The organism is Pseudomonas sp. IT-P2 (assembly GCF_949767575.1).
Lineage (GTDB): Bacteria > Pseudomonadota > Gammaproteobacteria > Pseudomonadales > Pseudomonadaceae > Aquipseudomonas > Aquipseudomonas pharyngis.
On record NZ_CATKQA010000007.1, the window covers coordinates 96352 to 115625 of the forward strand.

Annotated in this window: 16 protein-coding genes; 11 read left to right on the top strand and 5 right to left on the bottom strand. The window is 62.3% G+C overall.

Going from position 1 to position 19274, the window contains the following annotated elements; translation table 11 throughout:
* The first annotated feature begins 62 nt into the window (after positions 1–62).
* From cpdA to ACM6JM_RS05385, 7 genes are all read left to right on the top strand, one after another.
* Complete coding sequence (cpdA, locus tag ACM6JM_RS05355; protein ID WP_103386584.1) at positions 63–878, top strand: 3',5'-cyclic-AMP phosphodiesterase; 816 nt, start codon at positions 63–65, stop codon at positions 876–878.
* A 96-nt stretch (positions 879–974) separates the two neighbouring features.
* Positions 975–1583, top strand: a complete 609-nt coding sequence (locus ACM6JM_RS05360; protein ID WP_039766600.1) for a YqiA/YcfP family alpha/beta fold hydrolase — start codon at positions 975–977, stop codon at positions 1581–1583.
* Positions 1584–1625: 42 nt separating this feature from the next.
* The gene (gene parE / locus ACM6JM_RS05365; protein ID WP_039766602.1) at positions 1626–3533 is read left to right on the top strand and encodes a DNA topoisomerase IV subunit B; all 1908 of its coding nucleotides are present in this window, start codon (positions 1626–1628) and stop codon (positions 3531–3533) included.
* Positions 3533–4522, top strand: coding sequence for an esterase-like activity of phytase family protein (locus ACM6JM_RS05370; protein WP_039766604.1), 990 nt, complete (start codon positions 3533–3535; stop codon positions 4520–4522). The genes parE and ACM6JM_RS05370 overlap by 1 nt, the downstream gene beginning before the upstream one ends.
* The gene (locus tag ACM6JM_RS05375) at positions 4519–5043 is read left to right on the top strand and encodes a TIGR02281 family clan AA aspartic protease (protein WP_039766607.1); all 525 of its coding nucleotides are present in this window, start codon (positions 4519–4521) and stop codon (positions 5041–5043) included. The genes ACM6JM_RS05370 and ACM6JM_RS05375 overlap by 4 nt, the downstream gene beginning before the upstream one ends.
* A 7-nt stretch (positions 5044–5050) precedes the next feature.
* On the top strand, positions 5051–7315 hold the full coding sequence (gene parC / locus ACM6JM_RS05380) for a DNA topoisomerase IV subunit A (RefSeq protein ID WP_064382912.1): 2265 nt from the start codon (positions 5051–5053) through the stop codon (positions 7313–7315).
* 177 nt (positions 7316–7492) lie between these two features.
* On the top strand, positions 7493–8203 hold the full coding sequence (locus ACM6JM_RS05385; RefSeq protein WP_039766610.1) for a membrane integrity-associated transporter subunit PqiC: 711 nt from the start codon (positions 7493–7495) through the stop codon (positions 8201–8203).
* 375 nt (positions 8204–8578) lie between these two features.
* Here ACM6JM_RS05385 and ACM6JM_RS05390 read toward each other — a convergent pair whose 3' ends face one another.
* On the bottom strand, positions 8579–10087 hold the full coding sequence (locus ACM6JM_RS05390) for an AhpA/YtjB family protein (RefSeq protein WP_074689624.1): 1509 nt from the start codon (positions 10085–10087) through the stop codon (positions 8579–8581).
* Positions 10088–10221: 134 nt separating this feature from the next.
* Between ACM6JM_RS05390 and serB the strand changes: the two genes are divergently transcribed.
* Positions 10222–11436: a phosphoserine phosphatase SerB gene (gene serB, locus ACM6JM_RS05395; protein WP_039766615.1), complete on the top strand. Its 1215-nt coding sequence runs from the start codon at positions 10222–10224 to the stop codon at positions 11434–11436.
* Between the two features lie 39 nt (positions 11437–11475).
* Here the strand turns inward: serB and ACM6JM_RS05400 are convergent, their stop codons facing one another.
* Positions 11476–13230: a molecular chaperone gene (locus ACM6JM_RS05400; RefSeq protein ID WP_103386586.1), complete on the bottom strand. Its 1755-nt coding sequence runs from the start codon at positions 13228–13230 to the stop codon at positions 11476–11478.
* A gap of 222 nt (positions 13231–13452) precedes the next feature.
* On the opposite strand from ACM6JM_RS05400, the gene ACM6JM_RS05405 reads away from it, so the two are divergent.
* A complete protein-coding gene (locus ACM6JM_RS05405) occupies positions 13453–13854 on the top strand; it encodes a hypothetical protein (RefSeq protein ID WP_039766619.1) in 402 nt (133 codons plus the stop codon).
* Positions 13855–13914: 60 nt separating this feature from the next.
* Here the strand turns inward: ACM6JM_RS05405 and asd are convergent, their stop codons facing one another.
* Genes asd through ACM6JM_RS05420 form a run of 3 tightly spaced genes read right to left on the bottom strand, consistent with a single transcriptional unit; the run spans position 13915 to position 17187 of the window.
* Positions 13915–14775 (bottom strand): archaetidylserine decarboxylase, encoded by an 861-nt coding sequence (asd, locus tag ACM6JM_RS05410; protein ID WP_007952166.1) that lies wholly within the window; start codon positions 14773–14775, stop codon positions 13915–13917.
* Between the two features lie 18 nt (positions 14776–14793).
* Entirely contained in the window at positions 14794–15609 is an 816-nt protein-coding gene (locus ACM6JM_RS05415) for a rhodanese-like domain-containing protein (protein ID WP_039766622.1), read from the bottom strand.
* A gap of 39 nt (positions 15610–15648) precedes the next feature.
* The gene (locus ACM6JM_RS05420; RefSeq protein WP_414881420.1) at positions 15649–17187 is read right to left on the bottom strand and encodes an HDOD domain-containing protein; all 1539 of its coding nucleotides are present in this window, start codon (positions 17185–17187) and stop codon (positions 15649–15651) included.
* 167 nt (positions 17188–17354) lie between these two features.
* Between ACM6JM_RS05420 and motA the strand changes: the two genes are divergently transcribed.
* Entirely contained in the window at positions 17355–18206 is an 852-nt protein-coding gene (gene motA, locus ACM6JM_RS05425; protein WP_007952169.1) for a flagellar motor stator protein MotA, read from the top strand.
* Between the two features lie 3 nt (positions 18207–18209).
* Positions 18210–19274: a flagellar motor protein MotB gene (gene motB, locus ACM6JM_RS05430; protein WP_039766626.1), complete on the top strand. Its 1065-nt coding sequence runs from the start codon at positions 18210–18212 to the stop codon at positions 19272–19274.

Genomic DNA, 19274 nt, shown 5'->3' on the forward strand with positions numbered 1-19274 from the left:
TGTGGTGTCCCCCCGCATAATTGCCGCACCTATCCAGTCCCGCGATCCCGGGGGAGAACGCCTTGCCGAGCGTATCGACTTTGACCACCGCCGACACGGCGCTGCTGGTGCAACTCTCTGACAGCCATCTGTTCGCCGAGGCGGAAGGAGCGCTGCTGGGCATGAACACCCGTGAGAGTCTGCAAAAAGTCATCGAGCTGGTGCTCGAGCAGCAACCGCGGATCGACCTGATCGTGGCCAGCGGCGACCTGTCCCAGGACGGTACGCTGGAGTCCTATCAGCTGTTTCGCCAAATGACGGCACAGATCGATGCCCCCGCCCGCTGGATCCCCGGCAACCACGACGAACCGCAAATCATGGCGCAGGCGACGGTGAAGAGTGCATTGCTGGAGTCTGTGGTGGATGTCGGCAACTGGCGTGTGACCCTGCTCGATTCGGCGGTGCCCGGATCGGTGCCGGGGTATTTGCAGGATGACCAACTGCAATTGCTCGCCCGCTCCCTGAGTGAAGCGCCGGATCGCCATCATCTGGTGTGCTTTCACCATCATCCTGTGTCGATCGGTTGCGCCTGGATGGAGCCGATCGGCTTGCGCAATCCGGAAGCGTTTTTCGACGTGCTCGACCGTTTCCCGCAGGCCCGCGCCGTACTGTGGGGACATGTCCATCAGGAAATCGACCGCGAACGCAACGGCGTAAGGCTGATTGCCTCGCCGTCGACCTGCATTCAGTTCGAGCCAGGCAGTGAAGATTTCAAGGTCGGCGAGCAGGCACCGGGGTATCGCTGGTTGCGCTTGTTGCCGGATGGGCGGCTGGAGACCGGCGTGGAGCGTGTCACCGGTTTTGATTTTCAGGTGGATTACGGCTCCAACGGTTACTGATTGACGGATGCAGCGCTGATTTCCTCGGGTGCTGGCCCAACATCCCCTGACTCCCTGTAAACTCCGCTTTCTTCAGCCGACGCCCAGGGAGCTCAAATGTCCGGTTCGATTCTCTATATCCATGGTTTCAACAGCGCGCCGGCCTCGAAAAAGGCCTGTCAGCTGGTCGAGGTGATGGAGCGGCTGGGTTTGAGCGACCAACTGCGTGTGCCGGCGCTGCATCACCACCCACGCGAAGCCATCGGTCAGCTGGAACAGGCAATCGCCGAACTCGGCCGGCCATTGCTGGTGGGAAGCTCGCTCGGCGGCTACTATGCGACTCACCTGGCCGAGCGCCATGGCCTGAAAGCCCTGCTGGTCAACCCGGCCGTCAGCCCGCACCGGATGTTCGACGGACACCTGGGCACCCAGAAAAACCTGTACACCGACGAAACCTGGGAGCTGACCCACGACCACGTGACGGCCCTGGCCGAGCTGGAAGTGCCGGCGCCGCAGGATCCGCAGCGATATCAGGTATGGTTGCAGACCGGGGATGAAACGCTGGATTATCGCCTTGCCCAGCAGTATTACCGGGCCTGTGCCTTGCGCATTCAGGCCGGCGGCGACCACAGTTTCCAGGGATTTGTTACACGATTGCCGGCATTGCTCGGCTTTGCCGGGATTGGCGCCGATACCTATCAGGCAATCGATTTCACCGCACTGTGAAGTCTTGCCCCATTTTCATTGAATCACTGACGACGAGACCCTATGGCCACTCCCAGCGCTAGCTCCTATAACGCCGACGCCATCGAAGTCCTCTCGGGCCTCGACCCGGTGCGCAAGCGCCCCGGCATGTACACCGACACCAGTCGGCCGAACCACCTCGCCCAGGAAGTCATCGACAACAGTGTCGACGAAGCCCTGGCCGGCCACGCCAAATCGATCCAGGTCATCCTCCACGCCGACCACTCGCTGGAAGTCTGCGACGACGGCCGTGGCATGCCGGTTGACATCCACCCGGAAGAGGGTGTTTCGGGCGTTGAACTGATCCTCACCAAGCTCCATGCGGGCGGCAAGTTTTCCAACAAGAACTACCAGTTCTCCGGCGGTCTGCACGGGGTGGGTATTTCCGTGGTCAACGCCTTGTCGACCCAGGTGCGGGTACGGGTCAAGCGTGATGGCAACGAATATGAAATGACCTTTGCCGACGGCTTCAAGGCCACCGATCTGCAAGTGATCGGCACCGTCGGCAAGCGCAATACCGGGACCAGCGTGTACTTCGCGCCGGACCCGAAATACTTCGACTCGCCGAAATTCTCCATCAGCCGCCTCAAGCATGTGCTCAAGGCCAAGGCCGTTCTGTGCCCGGGGCTGCTGATCAGCTTCGAAGACAAAGGCACCGGCGAAAAGGTCGAGTGGCATTACGAAGATGGCTTGCGCTCCTATCTGGTGGACGCGGTCAGCGAATTCGAGCGTCTGCCGGATGCGCCGTTCTGCGGCAACCTGGCCGGCACCAAGGAAGCGGTCGAGTGGGCGCTGCTGTGGCTGCCGGAAGGCGGCACCTCGGTCACTGAAAGCTACGTCAACCTGATCCCGACGGAGCAGGGCGGTACCCACGTCAACGGTCTGCGTCAGGGTCTGCTCGACGCGATGCGCGAGTTCTGCGAATTCCGCAGCCTGCTGCCGCGCGGCGTGAAGCTGGCACCGGAAGACGTCTGGGAGCGCATCGCTTTCGTTCTGTCGATGAAGATGCAGGAACCGCAATTCTCCGGTCAGACCAAGGAACGTCTGTCGTCCCGTGAAGCGGCGGCGTTTGTCTCCGGCGTGGTCAAGGATGCGTTCAGCCTGTGGCTCAACGCCAACCCGGAAACCGGTCTGGCCCTGGCGGAACTGGCGATCAGCAACGCTGGCCGGCGCCTGAAAGCCAGCAAGAAAGTCGAACGCAAGCGCATCACCCAGGGCCCGGCATTGCCGGGCAAACTGGCCGATTGCGCCGGGCAGGACCCGATGCGTTCCGAGCTGTTCCTGGTGGAAGGTGACTCCGCCGGCGGTTCGGCCAAGCAGGCGCGAGACAAGGAATTCCAGGCGATCCTGCCGTTGCGCGGCAAGATCCTCAACACCTGGGAAGTCGACGGCAGCGAAGTGCTGGCCAGCCAGGAAGTGCACAACATCGCCGTGGCCATCGGTGTCGATCCGGGCGCCGAGGACATGAGCCAGCTGCGCTACGGCAAGATCTGCATCCTCGCCGACGCCGACTCCGACGGTCTGCACATCGCAACCTTGCTCTGCGCCTTGTTCGTCCAGCATTTCCGCCCACTGGTGGATGCCGGTCATGTCTACGTGGCAATGCCGCCGCTGTACCGCATCGATCTGGGTAAAGAAATCTACTACGCCCTCGACGAAGCCGAGCGCGACGGGATCCTCGACCGTCTGGTGGCTGAGAAGAAGCGCGGCAAGCCGCAGGTCACCCGATTCAAAGGCCTGGGTGAAATGAACCCGCCGCAACTGCGCGAAACCACCATGGACCCGAACACCCGGCGCCTGGTGCAGTTGACCCTCGGGGACGACTTCGCCCAGACCTCGGAAATGATGGACATGTTGCTGGCGAAAAAACGCGCTGGCGACCGCAAGACCTGGCTCGAATCCAAGGGTAACCTCGCCGAGGTTCTGGCCTGATGCGGTTTGGCTGGGCCTTGGCGGGTGCATTGCTGCTGGGTTCGATGACGGTGTCGGCGGAGCCTGTGCAAGAGCTGCGCGTGCTCGCCGAACACCCGGTCGAAGGCATGCGCGGCGGCAACCTGTCGGGGCTGGCCTTGTGCGGCAATGACCTGTGGACCGTTTCGGACCGCGACGATGATCAGATCTACCGTCTCGATATCCGCGACCGGGTCTGGCAGGCTACGGCCGTACGCATCGATCCGCCGAAAGTGCCGGACAGCGGCTTGCCGTGGGGCATCAGTTCGCGCACCTGGGCGGCGTCGTTCATTCGGGGCGGGGATCTGGATTTCGAAGGCATCAGCTGTGACAGCGCAGGCAACCGCTACATCGTCAGCGAAGCCCACGCGGCCGTGCTGCAAGTGCCGCCGCAGGGGCCGTCGTCGTGGCTGAAAATCTCGCCGATGATGGTTCGCGAGGCGCGGGCCAGCGGCATGCTGCTGCAATTCAACGCGTTATTCGAAGGGCTGGCGATCAACCCGGCGGGCGATCAGATGTGGCTGGCTGCCGAGCGGCAAAGTCGCGGTTTGTTGCTGATCAAACGCCAGCAGACGGTGTGGGATTGTGACGGTCGCTGCGTGCTGCTCAGTGAAGGCGGCATGGAAATGCAACCGCCGCAGTTCCCGAAAGCCCGTCCGGTCAATCGGGATTTTTCCGATATCTCCCTGTTCAACGGCAAGCTGTTTACCCTTGAGCGCAACGCGTACCAGATCTGTCGTCGCGATGCGCAGACGGCCAGGGTCGAGCTCTGCTGGTCGTATGCGGCCGAGCTGTTGCAGGCCAATCGGCGTTATTCACAGAACTTCGGCCTGGAAGAGGCGCTGGTGGTCGATGCTCAAGGCGCCTGGATCGGCGTCGACAACAATTTCGGCCCTCGCGCCGACGGCGAGGTTCGCCCGATCATCTGGCGTTTCGCCGCGCCTGAGGGTGGCTGGAGCGCCAAGCCGTGAGCCAGCAACCGCCGGGCAAGCGCGCCGGTCGGGTGCTGATGATTCTGGCGTGGTGCGCGGCGCTGTTTCTGGCCACGCGGTTTTTCAGCCAGTGGGAAGAACGCCAGCGTAATCCCAATGTGGAAGTGGCTTCGCAGCAGGGCAACGGCTTTATCGAAGTGAAATTGATCGGCAACGCCCAGGGACATTTTGTCGCCAGCGGCCTGATCAACGGTCGGCCGGTGGAGTTCATGCTCGACACCGGCGCGACCGATGTGGCAATCCCGGCCGAGGTGGCGAAAGACCTCAGGCTGGAAGAAGGTTTCGGTGTGACCCTGAGCACGGCCAATGGCCTGAGCCAGGGCTATCGCACCCGTATCGACCGCCTGCAACTGGGCGACATCGTGTTGCGGGATGTCCGCGCACTGGTGGCGCCCGGCCTGCATGGCGATCAGGTGCTGCTCGGCATGAGCGCCCTGAACAAACTTGAATTTACCCAGCGCGGTGGCACCATGCTGCTGCGCCAGACAACGAACCGATGAGGCCCGCATGAGCGACTCCCTTGATCTCAGCCTGGACGGTGTAGAACGCCGCTCGCTGGCTGACTTCACCGAAAATGCCTACCTCAACTACTCCATGTACGTGATCATGGACCGCGCCCTGCCGCATATCGGCGACGGCCTGAAACCGGTACAGCGGCGTATCGTCTACGCCATGAGCGAGCTGGGGCTGGACGCCGATTCCAAGCACAAGAAGTCGGCGCGTACCGTCGGCGACGTGCTCGGCAAGTTCCACCCGCACGGCGACTCGGCGTGCTACGAAGCGATGGTGCTGATGGCCCAGCCGTTCAGCTATCGCTACACGCTGGTGGACGGCCAGGGCAACTGGGGTGCGCCGGACGATCCGAAGTCCTTCGCCGCCATGCGTTACACCGAAGCGCGGCTGTCGCGTTACTCCGAAGTGCTGCTCAGCGAATTGGGCCAGGGCACCGCAGACTGGGGCCCGAACTTCGACGGCACCCTGCAGGAACCGCTGGTGTTGCCGGCACGTTTGCCGAACATCCTGCTCAATGGCACCACCGGGATCGCCGTGGGCATGGCCACCGACGTGCCGCCGCACAACCTGCGCGAAGTCGCCACTGCGTGCGTGCGCCTGCTCGATGAGCCGAAAGCCACGGTCGAACAGCTCTGCGAACACATTCAGGGCCCGGACTACCCGACCGAAGCGGAAATCATCACCCCGCGCGCCGACCTGCTGAAAATGTACGAAACCGGCAAGGGCTCGGTGCGCATGCGCGCCGTGTACCACGTCGAGGACGGCGACATCATCGTCACCGCGCTGCCGCACCAGGTCTCCGGGGCCAAGGTGCTGGAACAGATCGCCGCGCTGATGCAGGCCAAACCATCGAAAGCGCCGCAGATCGCCGACCTGCGTGATGAATCCGACCACGAAAACCCGTGCCGCATCGTGATCATCCCGGTCAACAGCCGTGTCGATCACGAAGCGCTGATGCAGCACCTGTTCGCCAGCACCGAGCTGGAGTCGACCTACCGGGTCAACGTCAACATCATCGGTCTGGACGGCAAGCCGCAGCTGAAAAACCTCCGTGCGTTGCTGGTGGAGTGGCTGGAATTCCGCGTGCTGACCGTGCGTCGCCGCTTGCAATTTCGCCTCGACAAGGTCGAGCGTCGCCTGCACCTGTTGGACGGTTTGCTGATTGCCTACCTCAACCTGGATGAAGTGATCCACATCATCCGTACCGAGGAGCATCCGAAAGCCAAACTGATCGAGCGTTTTGCCCTCAGCGAAATCCAGGCCGACTACATCCTCGACACCCGTCTGCGTCAGTTGGCGCGACTGGAAGAGATGAAGCTGCGCGACGAGCAGGACGAACTGCTCAAGGAACAGGCCAAGCTGCAAGCCCTGCTGAGCAGCGAAGCCAAGCTGAAAAAACTGGTTCGCAGCGAACTGCTGAAAGATGCCGAAACCTACGGCGACGACCGTCGGTCGCCAATCGTCGAGCGCGCCGAAGCCAAGGCGCTGACCGAACACGATCTGCTGCCGAACGAGAAAGTCACCGTCGTGCTGTCGGAAAAAGGCTGGATCCGTTCGGCGAAGGGCCACGATATCGACGCCACCGGCCTGTCGTACAAGGCCGGCGACGGCTTCAAGACTTCGGCGGCGGGGCGTTCGAACCAGTCGGCCGTGGTCATCGACTCCACGGGCCGCAGTTACTCGCTGGCCACCCACACCCTGCCATCGGCACGGGGCCAGGGTGAGCCGTTGACCGGCCGTCTGACGCCGCCGCCGGGCGCGACGTTCGAATGTGTGCTGATGCCTGAAGAGGACTCGCTATACGTGATCGCTTCGGACGCCGGCTACGGTTTCGTGGTGAAAGGCGAAGACCTGCAGGCCAAGAACAAGGCCGGCAAGGCGCTGTTGAGCCTGCCGAACAATGCCAAGGTGATCGCGCCGCGTCCGGTCGCCGACCGCGAGCACAACTGGCTGGCTTCGGTAACGACCGAGGGTCGCCTGCTGATCTTCAAGATCAGCGATCTGCCACAATTAGGGAAGGGCAAAGGCAACAAGATCATCGGTATTTCCGGTGAGCGTGTGGCCAGTCGCGAAGAATATGTCACGGACATCGCCGTTCTTCCGGAAGGCGCCACCTTGGTGCTGCAGGCCGGAAAACGCACCTTGTCGCTGAAGGCCGACGACCTCGAACACTACAAAGGTGAACGTGGTCGCCGTGGTAACAAACTGCCACGTGGCTTCCAGCGAGTGGATGCGCTGCTCGTCGAAAACCTCAATTAGGCGTCCTAGACGCTCCGATCTACGATTTAACCCGTAGATCGGCGCTTTGGCGCTGGAGTCGGAACGCATATTCACGGATGATATGGCCTTTCCAAGCGCCGGCGTGGCCGAGCGTTATTCATATTTATTGAGTATTTTCACTGTGGTCAGCCTTGTGGCGGCCACCTGGACGGGATGATGACTTCTCTGCGCCCCCTTATTTTCCTGCTCGCCGGCGTTCTTGGTCTGGCGGGTTGCAGCGTTCACCAGCCGGTGTCGCTGTATCAGCTGGACAGCGGAAGTCCGGCCCAGCCTGCGCAAAGCGCGGGCATGGCAGTTTTGCTGGGCCCTGTGATCGTTGCCGATTACCTGCAACGGGAAACCCTGTTGCAGCGTCAGCCGGACGGCAGCCTGCAGGCCTCGACCGATGGTCGCTGGGCCGGTAGCCTTTCATCGGACATCGATCAGTTGCTGTTGCGTCAGGTTGCCGGGCATCTGGACAGTCAGCGCGTGGTGCTGGCGCCAGCGACCCTGGGCTTCACCCCGGATGTGCAGGTGCTGTTGACCATCACTCGTCTGGATTCCGGTGCCAAGCAACCGGCGATTCTGGACGCGCAATGGCGCCTGATCGACCGCCGTGGCCAGGTGCGTGACAACCGCATCGTCCATCTGCAGGAGCAACATGCCGGTACCACCGCCGCACAGGTGCAGGCGCAGGGCGTGTTGTTGCAGCGTCTGGCCGAGCAACTGTCGGTAGCGCTCAAACCGTTGGCCAATCAGCCACCGGTCGCCGAGGCGCCACGCAAGTCGGCACCGAAACCGGCAGCGCCGGCGGCGGAAGCCGAAAAGCAGCCGAAGATACCGATGGCTTCGCCGATTCGTACGGATATGGAAGTGTTTCGCTTCTAAGGCTGGAACGAGTCAGGACAGAGCCCGCCTTGTGCGGGCTTTGTTGTGTCTAGAGCGGTGAAAAGTCAAAGGCCCCTCACCCCCGCCCTCTCCCGGAGGGAGAGGGAGCCGACCGAGGTGTCTGGCGTTATCCATCGACCTGAAAGATCTTGGCGATTATGGATTTGGCGCAGTGCGGTCTTACGATTGTGGATTCGGCACGGCACGTTCAGGTCGGTGTAGATACCCAATATTCTCCTATCAGTCCCCTCTACCTCTGGGAGAGGGCTAGGGTGAGGGGGCTCCAAAGCCTGGCGCAATCACGAAAACCCCACGCACAAAAAAGCCCGCAGACAATCACTCGTCTGCGGGCTTCTTCACATCAAGGGCAGGGCCTCAGGCCCGACGCTCATGCATCCGCGCCAGTTGCCGCTCAAGCATTGACGGATAAGGCTCCATCAACCGCTCCACGCAGCAAGCCCCCTCAGGGCTGGCAATCGGCCGGATTCGTGCGCGCTGGCGAATCAGCGCGTCGTCACCAATCTTGCGCTCCACCAGCAGCAGGTTGCGGCTGTGTTGCGACAGGGCCAGGGCGTCCTGGGCGGAATCGGTCAGCAACAGGTCGATCTGGCTCAGGCCGAACAGTTCGTCACCCAGCGTCAAGCCCAACTGCAATTGCAGGGTGATGCCGCTGTCGGCGACTTCGATCTGCAACTGGTGGCCCAGCGCCCGCAGCAGCTCGCCGCAGCAGATGGCGTTGGTCAGGTAATCGTCGCCGCTGTCTTCGGTGTGGAACAGCATCAGCGTGCTGCCGTCGTTCAGGGTTTCGATTTCGCCCTGATACAGCGAAGCGGCCTGCTCCAGGCAGTCGCGATAGCGATCCTGCAACTCTTCCAGTCGTGCCCGCGGCAAGCGGCGCAGTTGTTCCTGCGAGCCCAATTGCACCGCCAGCACCGCCGTGTGTTGCGGCACGCTCGGGGTCGGTCGGCGCACGGCCGGTTGCGCGGTATCGCTCAGCGATTCGTCACGCAGGTCGGCGAACGGGTCTTCGTCATCGTCGTCTTCAACGGTGCTGACCACATGGCGTGGCGCAGGCTTCTGCGCAGCCATCGGGCGGCTTTCGTCGAAACTCGGATCACGCAGGTTGCGCACTTCGAATTCCGGCTCGTCGTCCTCGAACTCGGGTTCCGGCTCGGGCTCCGGTTCGGCCGGCTCAGGGGCGTAGTTGGCGTGTAACTGGCGGGCAAGATCGCCGATCTCGTCCTGACGCTCGATACCCGGCGTGTATTCGTCGATCCGGCGCAGCCACACGCGCAATTGCAGCAGCGGCGTGGAGATGTGCCGGCCCAGACGCAGGCTCAGGGCCAGGGACAGTGCCAGCAGGATTGCACTCAGGATGCCCATGCTTTGCAGGCTGATGGTCATCGGCTGCTGGAACTGATCCATGTCCAGGCTGATGCGCAGTTGTCCGGCGGTCACGTCCTGGAAGGTGATCTTGCTCTCGTACATGCCCTCGGCTTCGCCCAGCAGGCCGTGCTTGGGCCGCTGACCGGACTCGGCGAGGATGCGGTTGTCCACACTGTAGATGGCGGCGTGGGCCACCAGTTTGTTCTTGGTCAGGTTGTTGAGCAGCACGTTGAGGCTGAGGATGTCGTTGGACACCAGCAGTTCGGTGGCAGAGGTGGCGGTCTGCGTAGTCAGGCTTTCGCCCAGCGCATCGGCCTGCTCGTGCATGGCCTGCTTGAACTGCAGGCCCATCACGCAGGCATAGATCACCAGGGCCAGGGCGACCAGGATCACGTTATGGCTGGCAATGCGCAATGCAATCGGTACACGGCGGTGGCGCAGTGCACGGAAGATCAGCAGAAAGAAGTTATCGGTTTTAACTGGCGTGGGCCGGTTCACTGAGCTCGGCTCTTTTGTCCGTGAAGTTGACGCGCAGTATAGCGACAGGCCCTAGACCGGCAAAGCGCTGGCGGTGCCCGATGGTCACTGAAAGTGGGTAGAATGCGGTTTTTTTCCAGTTGCGGGGGTGCGCGTTGCGCGAAATCGTCCTGATTAACATCACGGGAGTCGACCGTCCGGGTCTGACGGCGGCCATTACCGGTGTTCTGGCCCAGGGTGGTGTGAATATCCTCGACATCGGTCAGGCGGTGATCCACGACATGCTGTCGTTCGGCATCCTCGTGGAAATTCCCGACTCCGAGCAAGGCAAGTCGGTGCTCAAGGACATCCTGTTCAAGGGCTATGAGCTTGACCAGCAGGTGCGTTTCACCCCGGTGTCCGAAGAGGATTACCAGCAATGGGTGGGCAATCAGGGCAAGAAGCGCCACATCGTTACCCTGCTGACCCGCAAGGTCACCGCCGGCCAGTTGCAGGCTGTGAGCTCGATCACCGCCAAATACGGCCTGAACATCGACCATATCGACCGTCTGTCGGGTCGCATGCCGCTGGACACCCCGGCTGACAAGGGCAAGGGCTGCATAGAGTTCTCCGTACGAGGCGAAGCGGCCGATCCGCAGGCCCTGCGCGCCGAGTTCCTCAGCGTGGCTCAGGAGCTGAACGTCGACATCGCCTTCCAGGAAGATTCGCTGTTCCGTCGCAACCGTCGTCTGGCGGTGTTCGACATGGACTCGACCCTGATCGAAGCCGAAGTCATCGACGAACTGGCCAAAGCCGCCGGCGTCGGCGACCAGGTTTCGCAAATCACCGAGCGGGCAATGGCCGGCGAGCTGGATTTTCGCGCCAGCTTCAAAGAGCGTCTGGCACTGCTCAAGGGCCTGGATGTCAGTGTGCTCGATTCGATCGGCGCCTCGCTGCGCCTGACCGAGGGCGCCGAAACCCTGTTTGCCGAACTCAAGCGCCTGGGCTACAAGACCGCGATTCTGTCGGGCGGCTTCACCTACTTCGCCAAGCAATTGCAGGCCAAACTCGGTATCGACTACGTGTTCGCCAACGAACTGGAAGTGGTCGACGGCAAGTGCACCGGCGTGGCAATCGAGCCGATCGTCGATGCCCAGCGCAAGGCCGATCTGCTGAAGCAGCTGGCTGAAAAAGAAGGTTTGCGTCTGGAGCAGACCATCGCCGTGGGCGACGGCGCCAACGACCTGCCGATGCTGGCGATTGCCGGTCTGGGCGTGGCGTTCCGCGCCAAGCCGCTGGTCAAGCAGTCGGCGAAGCAGGCGATCTCGACCCTGGGGCTGGATGGCGTGCTGTACCTGCTGGGCTTCCGCGATCGCGACGGACAGCTCTGACGTCGGCGCAGGATCGCAGCCCTCGGCTGCGGTCCTGGCTCAAAGGGATTTCCACAACGAGTCGAAATCTTCCTCGCTTCCGCCATTCTGCGCGGCCTCCAGCGAGCGATAGGCAAACTGATTGAAACTGTGAGTGCTTGCCACCCGCCGATCCAGCCCGGCGCGGTGCTCTTCACCCTGGGTGTTGATCAGCACTTTATTGCCTTCCTGAAACGGCAGCCGTGGCGCCAGTAACGTCGCCGGCAAGTCGATCGCACTGATTTCCGGCAATAACAACCCTCGCAGGTAATGGCTGTGATCATCCCGGGTGCGCACCAGCTGCAAGCCGCAGGGCTGAGCGTGGGGCGCCACCAGTTCGATGCCCATTTGCGTACCGGCGCCGCGCACCTGGCGGATCCAGCGCACCACGGCAATGCTCCAGCCCTGATTGAGGCTGTCCTGAATCCCGACCATTTCCCCGGCCTGCAATTCGGCAGGTACTTCCTTTGGCCAGGCCAGGCAGTAACCGCCGGGGCTGTGGTTGATGACGGGCAAGGCATAAGTCGGATAATGCGGCGGGCTGTCGGTGCCGCTTTCGTCGTCGGCCAGCGGTTCGTAGCGGATTTCCTCGTAGGGCAGCAATTCGTCGGACGTACCCTGTGGCGCGGCATCGAACGCCTGGCTCCAGCTGTCCTTTTCCCCCTGAACCACCGCGCGGCTGAAATTCGCCGCACGGGCGCCGGGGTGCTTGAGCAATTCGCTGAAAGTGCGTTCGCCGCCGAGGTAGAAGTGCAGGGCGCTCATGCCGACGCACACGGTCAGGTTGCCCTGGCCGACGGTGCGCTGAAAGCTGCGCTCGGCGGTTTCGCCCCAGGTCGCGTGCAGGTGTTGCAGGGTGTCGAGGGTCAGGCCGGCCGGCACGGGCAGCGGCGTCGTTGTGTCCTGATGCTGAAGGTGCGCCTCGATGGCATTCACCAGCGGTTGCGGATCAAAACCGAGCAACCCTGCCTGTTGCTCGCTGCGAAACTGCGAGCGGTAACGCGGGCCGGCGTCGATGTCTGCCGAGACCGCGAACAAGCCCGCGCCCGGATGGGCGGGCTGCAGCTTCAGCCACGCGCTCCAGGGTTCCACCACCTGGGCCAGGCGCGCGATCTGGTTCTGTCGCAACTGATTGCAGCGAGCGCTGCCCAGCAACAGGGCCGCGAGGTAGGTCTGCTCGACACTCAGATCTACGGTCAGACTGGCGAGGTCGTCGCGTACCCGGCGATGCTGCAGTTGCAGCTCGCAGGCGCAGCGAAACAATTGATGCAGTTCGAACCACAGCTGTTCCGGCGCCGGGCTGTACAACTGCGTGGCGCGAACCAGTTGCCCTTTCAGCGCGTGGGCCGCCCGCTGCAGCGCTTCGCTCACCAGGGCTGCACGATCCCGGGAGAACTTGGGCGCGATCCGCAGAATGATCTGTTTGTAACCGATGGCCAGCTGACTTTGCAGGGCCTGGCTCAGGTTGCTGATCTTGCGTGAACGCTCATCAAGCATGATCGCCTGATGCAGAAAATGCCGTTCCAGGTGCTGGCAGACGAAATACACCTCAGGCCGCAACAGCTCAAGCAAATGCAAGCGGTTGTCGCTGGGGGTCAGCAGTTGATTGAGTTCGTTGAGGCCTTGATACAGCAGGCGCGCGGTTTCGCCGATGTTGGCCTTGGGCAGGTCGGCGATCCAGCGTTTGAGGTCGCGCGGGGTGGCTTCACAGAAGGACAGGCGCAACTGCGTGGGCGTCGGGGCGCTCAGTGGTGGTCGGGATCGTGGCTCACTCATGCCGTGACAAGCTCCGGCGGCGAATAGGGCAATGCCCAAAACTCTAGCAGTTGTGGTCTGTTTCGCAGGTGTTTGTCAGGGTTTTTTACCGTTGGTCTACTGGCCTGGTGCCATTCCCGCAGGCGCTACTAGTCTCTCAGACGTGCGATCGGAAACGCACGGTTGCACGGCCTGCCGTCAACGTCGGGGCAGGTCTCCCGAAACTTCAAGGAGATGAGGTTCATGTCTAAATACGCAGTGGCAAATCAATGGGGCGGTAGTTCGGCACCTTGGCATCCGGGTGGAACCTGGGTGCTGGGCGCGCGGGACAACCAGAACGTCGTCGCGATCGAGATCAAGTCCGGCGACGGTGGCAAAACCTTTACCGGCACCATGACCTACGCCGGTGAAGGCCCTATTGGCTTCAAGGCTCAGCGCACTGGCCAGAACCAGTACAACGTCGAGAATCAGTGGGGTGGCAACGATGCCCCCTGGCATCCAGGTGGCAAGTGGGTGATCGGCGGGCGGGATAACCAGAACGTTATCGCGTTGAGCGTCACGTCGAGTGACGGCGGGAAAAACCTCAGTGGCACCAATACCTACGCCAACGAAGGGCCGATCGGCTTCCGTGGGCAGATAGAGTAACGGCGCCACCCAGGTCGTGTCCGCCCCTTCGCAGACGTGCGAAAGGGCGGATCAACCGGTTCATGCGTTCGACAGTGCCAAGGCCTGGCCCATCTGTACCGGCGAGCCGGCCTTCAGTTCTTCAACCCACTTCACCTGATCCGGCCCGAACAGCACGATCGCGGTCGAACCCAGTTTGAAGCGCCCCAGTTCCGCACCTTTTTCCAGATGGATCGGCGCACGGGCGGCTTCGTCGTAACGGAAGGTTTTCAGTTCGCGCTTCGGCGGCGTGACCAGACCGGCCCACACGGTTTCGATCGATGCCACGATCATCGCGCCCACCAGCACCACGGCCATTGGCCCGCGCTCGGTGTCGAAGATGCACGCTACGCGCTCGTTACGGGCGAACAGTTCCGGAACGTTTTCCGCGGTGGTCTGGTTGACCGAGAAGATCCGGCCCGGAATGTAGACCATTTCGCGCAGGGTGCCGGCCAGCGGCATGTGCACGCGGTGGTAGTCCTTCGGCGACAGGTAAACAGTCGCGAATTCACCGCCCATGAACGGCGCCGCATTCGCCGCATCGCCGCCCAGCAGTTCCAGCACGCTGAAGCTGTGGCCCTTGGCCTGGAAGATGCGGCCGTGTTCGATCGGGCCGAGCTGGCTGATCGCACCGTCGGCCGGGCTGAGGATCGCGCCCGGGGTCTGGTCCAGCGGACGTGCGCCGTCTTTCAGCGCGCGGGTGAAGAAGGCGTTGAAATGCTCGTAAGCGGTGACGTCTTCAACCAGTGCCTGCGACATGTCCACTTGATAACGCTTGGCGAACCAGGTGGTGAAGGCATTCTTGAACCAGCGCACGCGGCACTCTGCGACGCAGCCGGCCAGGCGCGACAGCAGGTGATGAGGCAGCAGGTACTGGCTGATGATAAACAAACGCTCTTTCATGACTGTCCTTAAAAATCCTTAAAGCTCGACGGGGGTGTCGGGGTGGTTGCCCCATTCGCCCCAGGAACCGGCGTAGCCCTTGACCCGCGGATAACCGAGGGCCTTGGCCACCAGATAAGTGAAACCGGACCGGTGATGGGTCTGGCAGTGGGTAATGATTTCTTTGTCTTTGGTGATCCCGAGGCTTTCCAGGATCTGCGGCATGTCGGTGCGGATGCGCAACTGGCGCGCCTGATCCATGCCCGCCGTCCATTCGAAATTGACCGCGCCGGGGATGTGCCCGCCCTTGGCTGCCAGGACCTTCTCGCCGGAATACTCCAGCGGCCCGCGAGCGTCCCAGATTGCCAGGTCGGCGGCGCCGAGACGGCTTTGCAGGTATTCGCGGGTGGCGGTCGGTTCCTCGTGCAGGGTCAGGGCAACCGGGCCACCCGCCGCCGGAGGAATCTGGATCGACATCGGCGAACCTTCCGCCAGCCACGCCGGCAGTCCGCCGTCGAGGTAGTGATACTTGTCGTGGCCGATCACGTCGAGCAGCCAGATGAAGCGCCCGGCCCAGCCGCCGCCTTCGTCGTCATAGACCACGTAGACCGCATCTTTGCGATGACCCAGCTCACCGAACAGTTCTTCGAGTTTTTCTTTGCTCGGCAACAGGCCCGGAGCCGGCGCCTGACCCAGCTGGGTGCGTTTCGGATCAACAAAACGTGCGCCGGGAATGTGTCCCTCGGCGTAGCGGGCGGCACTGGTCAGATCCACCAGAATCAGATCGCGGGATTCGAGGCGCGGCAGCAGGTCGCTCGGCTCGATCACCAGGGCCAGGCCAGAGAAATCAGACATGTGAGGTCTCCAGAGCACAAAGGGGAAGGATTGTAGCTGTCATTGGCCGCGCTGGCTAAAACTGTGCAGGGCTTTCTCGATGCACTGCGCGGTTTTGCCGAAGGCTTGCACAGTGATGTCGGCGAACGGCCCGCCACCCTGGTCGGCGACCACGATCATGATCACCCGGCCGTTGTTCACCAGCGAGCGCAGGAACAGGTGTTCGCCACGAAACAGCGCGCGCAGCGAGGGCGGCAGCAGGGCGGAAAACTGGGCGTTGTTGTCCGGGGTGATCCGCACTTGCGCCTGCTGCGTGAGCAAGCGTTGCAGCACCGAACTCTGGCTGACGACGAAATTGAGCGCAGCGGCTTCCTTCGGCAACCCCGAGGTTTGATGGACGCGCAGATTGGCGTGGCTGCGGTCGGCCATCAGGATCATCACCCGGCGCATGCCACTGGCGACCAGCGCATCGCGGGCGGCGACGGTCAGGCTCATGGCGTTGGTGAAGCGGCTTGGCACGGCCAGCAGCTCGGCGCATTGCCGGCGCCACTGGGTCAGGTCTTCAGCGGACGGCGCCGCAGCCGGGAGCATTCCGGCGGGCAGGCGACGGGTGCCCCACGGCCACAGCAGCGAAACCGCCGGGTGCCACAGGTCCGGCATGGAATGATGGCGAGCGCTGACGGCGGCCTGTTGGTGCAACTGCTGTTGCACCTCGTCCATCGAGATTTGCAGGTAGAGGCTGGTCAGGTACTGCCAGCGCTCACTGTGCGGACTGTCCCAGGCCTGTTGCGCCGAGAGTGCCAGACCGTTGGCCAGCAGCACGGTATTGGCCGGTTGATTGAGCCAGCGACGCAGGGTCGGGTCGTCGTCGAGGCGATTTTGCTGGCGCAGCGGATGATCGACGTCGCGGGCAATGCGCAGGACTTTGACCAGTTCGCGCTGCTCGGTCAGCAGCAGCCGATAACCTTGCTGCACCCAGACCGGCAGACGCCAAGCTTCGACCAGCGCTTCGCCGATTCTCAGCAGGCGCACACCGAACAGCTGCTTTTCCACGACTCGCGCTGATTCGCCCTTGTGGATAACCCGTACTTCCCACTCTTCAAGCAATTTGGGAAAGGTCAGCGCCAATGGCCACAGCGGCGACAGAAACAACAGGCTGCCCCAATGAATGTCCTGCCACAGTCGCGCCAGGCGACTGGCGAAAAAACCGTTGGCCTGTTGCGTGGCGTGCTGGCTGATCATCTGCAACTGGCGCAGGGGCTGGGGGATCTGCGCGGCAGGTTCGGCGGGCAGGCGAGCCAGCAGTTCTTCGGTGCGGGCAAGGCCGAGGCGATTGATCGCCACTTCGAGGTTTTCCGCCGGCGCAGTCATGTTGCCGTGGGTGTGGCGGTTGGCTTCGCGGATGATGCTCAGGGCCAGCGCCGGGCTGTCCTGCATCAGGTCGGCGATGTCGCGCAACGAGCTGCGGTCATCGCGAATCGCCCGGCAGACCCGGTCATGGGCGTCTTGCGGCACCGGCAGGCGAACGCTGTCGAGCAGCTTCACCCAACCATCGAGTGTGGTCGGTTTCACGTGTGGGACGTTCGTTTCATTAGCCATGTCTGGACGAGATCTTCACTGACTGTAGACGCGCCCGGCATGGGCTAAATTGGCTTTTCGCCTGAACTGGCTATAGTCTGGCGCAGTTTTGCCGATAAGTAGAAGAAGAGATTTTTTAACTTCCGAATATGACCTTGAACCCGACTTAAACAAGTACCTTTCTACCTATGGCTAAAATTATCGGCATCATCGTCGTATTCGCGAGCGTGCTCGGCGGATACGTGCTCTCCCACGGCAAGATTGCCGCCCTGATCCAGCCTTTCGAGGTAATGATCATCGGTGGTGCTGCACTCGGTGCATTCCTCCAGGCCAACCCCGGCTACATGACGATGCACGTGCTCAAGAAATCCCTGAGCATGTTCAGTTCGCGTTTCAGCCACACGTTCTATCTGGAAGTGCTGGGCCTGATCTACGAGATCCTCAACAAGAGCCGCCGCGAAGGCATGATGGCCATCGAGGGCGACATCGAAGATGCCGCCGCGAGCCCGATCTTCGCCAAGTACCCGGCGGTACTGAAAGACGAGCGCATGACCGCGTTCATCTGCGACTACCTGCGCATCATGTCGTCCGGCAACATGGCTCCCCACGAGCTGGAAGGCCTGTTCGACATGGAACTGTACAGCCTGAAGGAAGACCTCGAGCATCCGTCCCACGCGGTGAACGGCATTGCCGACGCCATGCCGGGTTTCGGTATCGTTGCGGCGGTACTGGGTATCGTGGTGACCATGGCCTCACTGGGTGAAGGCGATCAGAAATCCATCGGTCTGCACGTGGGTGCGGCACTGGTCGGTACCTTCTTCGGTATTCTCGCGGCGTACGGTTTCTTCGGCCCGCTGGCGCACTCCCTGGCCCACGATGCCAAGGAAGAGCTGAACGTTTACGAAGCCATCAAGGCCTCGCTGGTGGCTTCGGCTTCCGGCATGCCGCCATCGCTGGCTGTCGAGTTCGGTCGCAAGGTTCTGTACCCGGCTCACCGTCCAAGCTTTGCCGAGCTGGAACAAGCCGTTCGCGGTCGCTAAGTCATGGAAAATAACCAGCCGATAATCATCAAGCGCGTCAAGCGCATCGCCGGCGGGCATCACGGCGGGGCGTGGAAGATCGCCTTCGCCGACTTCGCGACGGCGATGATGGCGTTCTTCCTGGTGTTGTGGCTGCTGTCCACCGCGACCCCGGAACAGAAGATCGCCATCGCCGGTTACTTCAAGGACCCGGTCGGTTTCTCCGAGAGCGGCACGCCGTACATCATCGACCTGGGCGGCACGCCCACCCTGGCGCCGGAAAACACCCTCAACCCTGAAGTGAAGTCGCAACCGCAACCGGACAAGGTCACGGTCGACACCGAACAGGTTGAAGGCATGGCCGAACAGGTCGAGAAGGAACGCCTGGAACTGCTGCTGCAAGAACTGCAGAACAAGGTCGACGAGAACCCGCAACTGCAGAAGTTCAAGGACCAGATCCTCTTCGAGATCACGCCGAACGGCTTGCGCATCCAGATCATGGACGCCGAGAACCGGCCGATGTTCGACTCGGGTTCCGCACGGCTGAAGCCGTACTTCGAAGACATCCTGCTGGCCATGGCCGACACGATCAAAGCGGTGCCGAACAAGATCAGTATCAGCGGCCACACCGATGCCAAGCCTTATGTAGGCAATGGCGACTTCGGCAACTGGGAGCTTTCGGCCAACCGTGCCAACGCCGCCCGGCGTGCGCTGGTGGCGGGCAGTTATCCGGACTCGCAAGTGGCGCGTGTGGTGGGTTACGCCTCGTCGGCGCTGTTCGACAAGGAGAACCCGTTCAACCCGGTCAACCGCCGCATCGACATCGTGGTGCTGACCAAGAAAGCCCAGGCAGCCATCGAAGGTGCGCAAGGCGCCGACCCGTCGAAACCGGCAGATCAAGGCCAGAACGGCGCCGCGCCGGCTACCCCGGTCGACCCGAACGCCTTGCCGGCGGATCAGCAACCGGTACCGGCCCACGAGTTGCGCGAACGGCTGAACCTGTTCGACGACCCGCTGCCGAAACCGACAGAGCCGGGCGCAGCGGCACCAGCTCCGGCGCCTGCACCGGCCCCCGCGCCGAAACAGTGA

What these genes read in the sequence shown, in the direction of transcription:
- motA (WP_007952169.1), top strand. Translation starts at nt 17,355, where the DNA reads ATGGCTAAAATTATCGGCATCATCGTCGTATTCGCGAGCGTGCTCGGC.
- parE (WP_039766602.1), top strand. Translation starts at nt 1,626, where the DNA reads ATGGCCACTCCCAGCGCTAGCTCCTATAACGCCGACGCCATCGAAGTC.
- ACM6JM_RS05405 (WP_039766619.1), top strand. Translation starts at nt 13,453, where the DNA reads ATGTCTAAATACGCAGTGGCAAATCAATGGGGCGGTAGTTCGGCACCT.
- ACM6JM_RS05420 (WP_414881420.1), bottom strand. Translation starts at nt 17,187, where the DNA reads ATGGCTAATGAAACGAACGTCCCACACGTGAAACCGACCACACTCGAT.
- asd (WP_007952166.1), bottom strand. Translation starts at nt 14,775, where the DNA reads ATGAAAGAGCGTTTGTTTATCATCAGCCAGTACCTGCTGCCTCATCAC.
- ACM6JM_RS05370 (WP_039766604.1), top strand. Translation starts at nt 3,533, where the DNA reads ATGCGGTTTGGCTGGGCCTTGGCGGGTGCATTGCTGCTGGGTTCGATG.
- ACM6JM_RS05400 (WP_103386586.1), bottom strand. Translation starts at nt 13,230, where the DNA reads ATGAGTGAGCCACGATCCCGACCACCACTGAGCGCCCCGACGCCCACG.
- ACM6JM_RS05415 (WP_039766622.1), bottom strand. Translation starts at nt 15,609, where the DNA reads ATGTCTGATTTCTCTGGCCTGGCCCTGGTGATCGAGCCGAGCGACCTG.
- ACM6JM_RS05360 (WP_039766600.1), top strand. Translation starts at nt 975, where the DNA reads ATGTCCGGTTCGATTCTCTATATCCATGGTTTCAACAGCGCGCCGGCC.
- motB (WP_039766626.1), top strand. Translation starts at nt 18,210, where the DNA reads ATGGAAAATAACCAGCCGATAATCATCAAGCGCGTCAAGCGCATCGCC.
- ACM6JM_RS05385 (WP_039766610.1), top strand. Translation starts at nt 7,493, where the DNA reads ATGACTTCTCTGCGCCCCCTTATTTTCCTGCTCGCCGGCGTTCTTGGT.
- parC (WP_064382912.1), top strand. Translation starts at nt 5,051, where the DNA reads ATGAGCGACTCCCTTGATCTCAGCCTGGACGGTGTAGAACGCCGCTCG.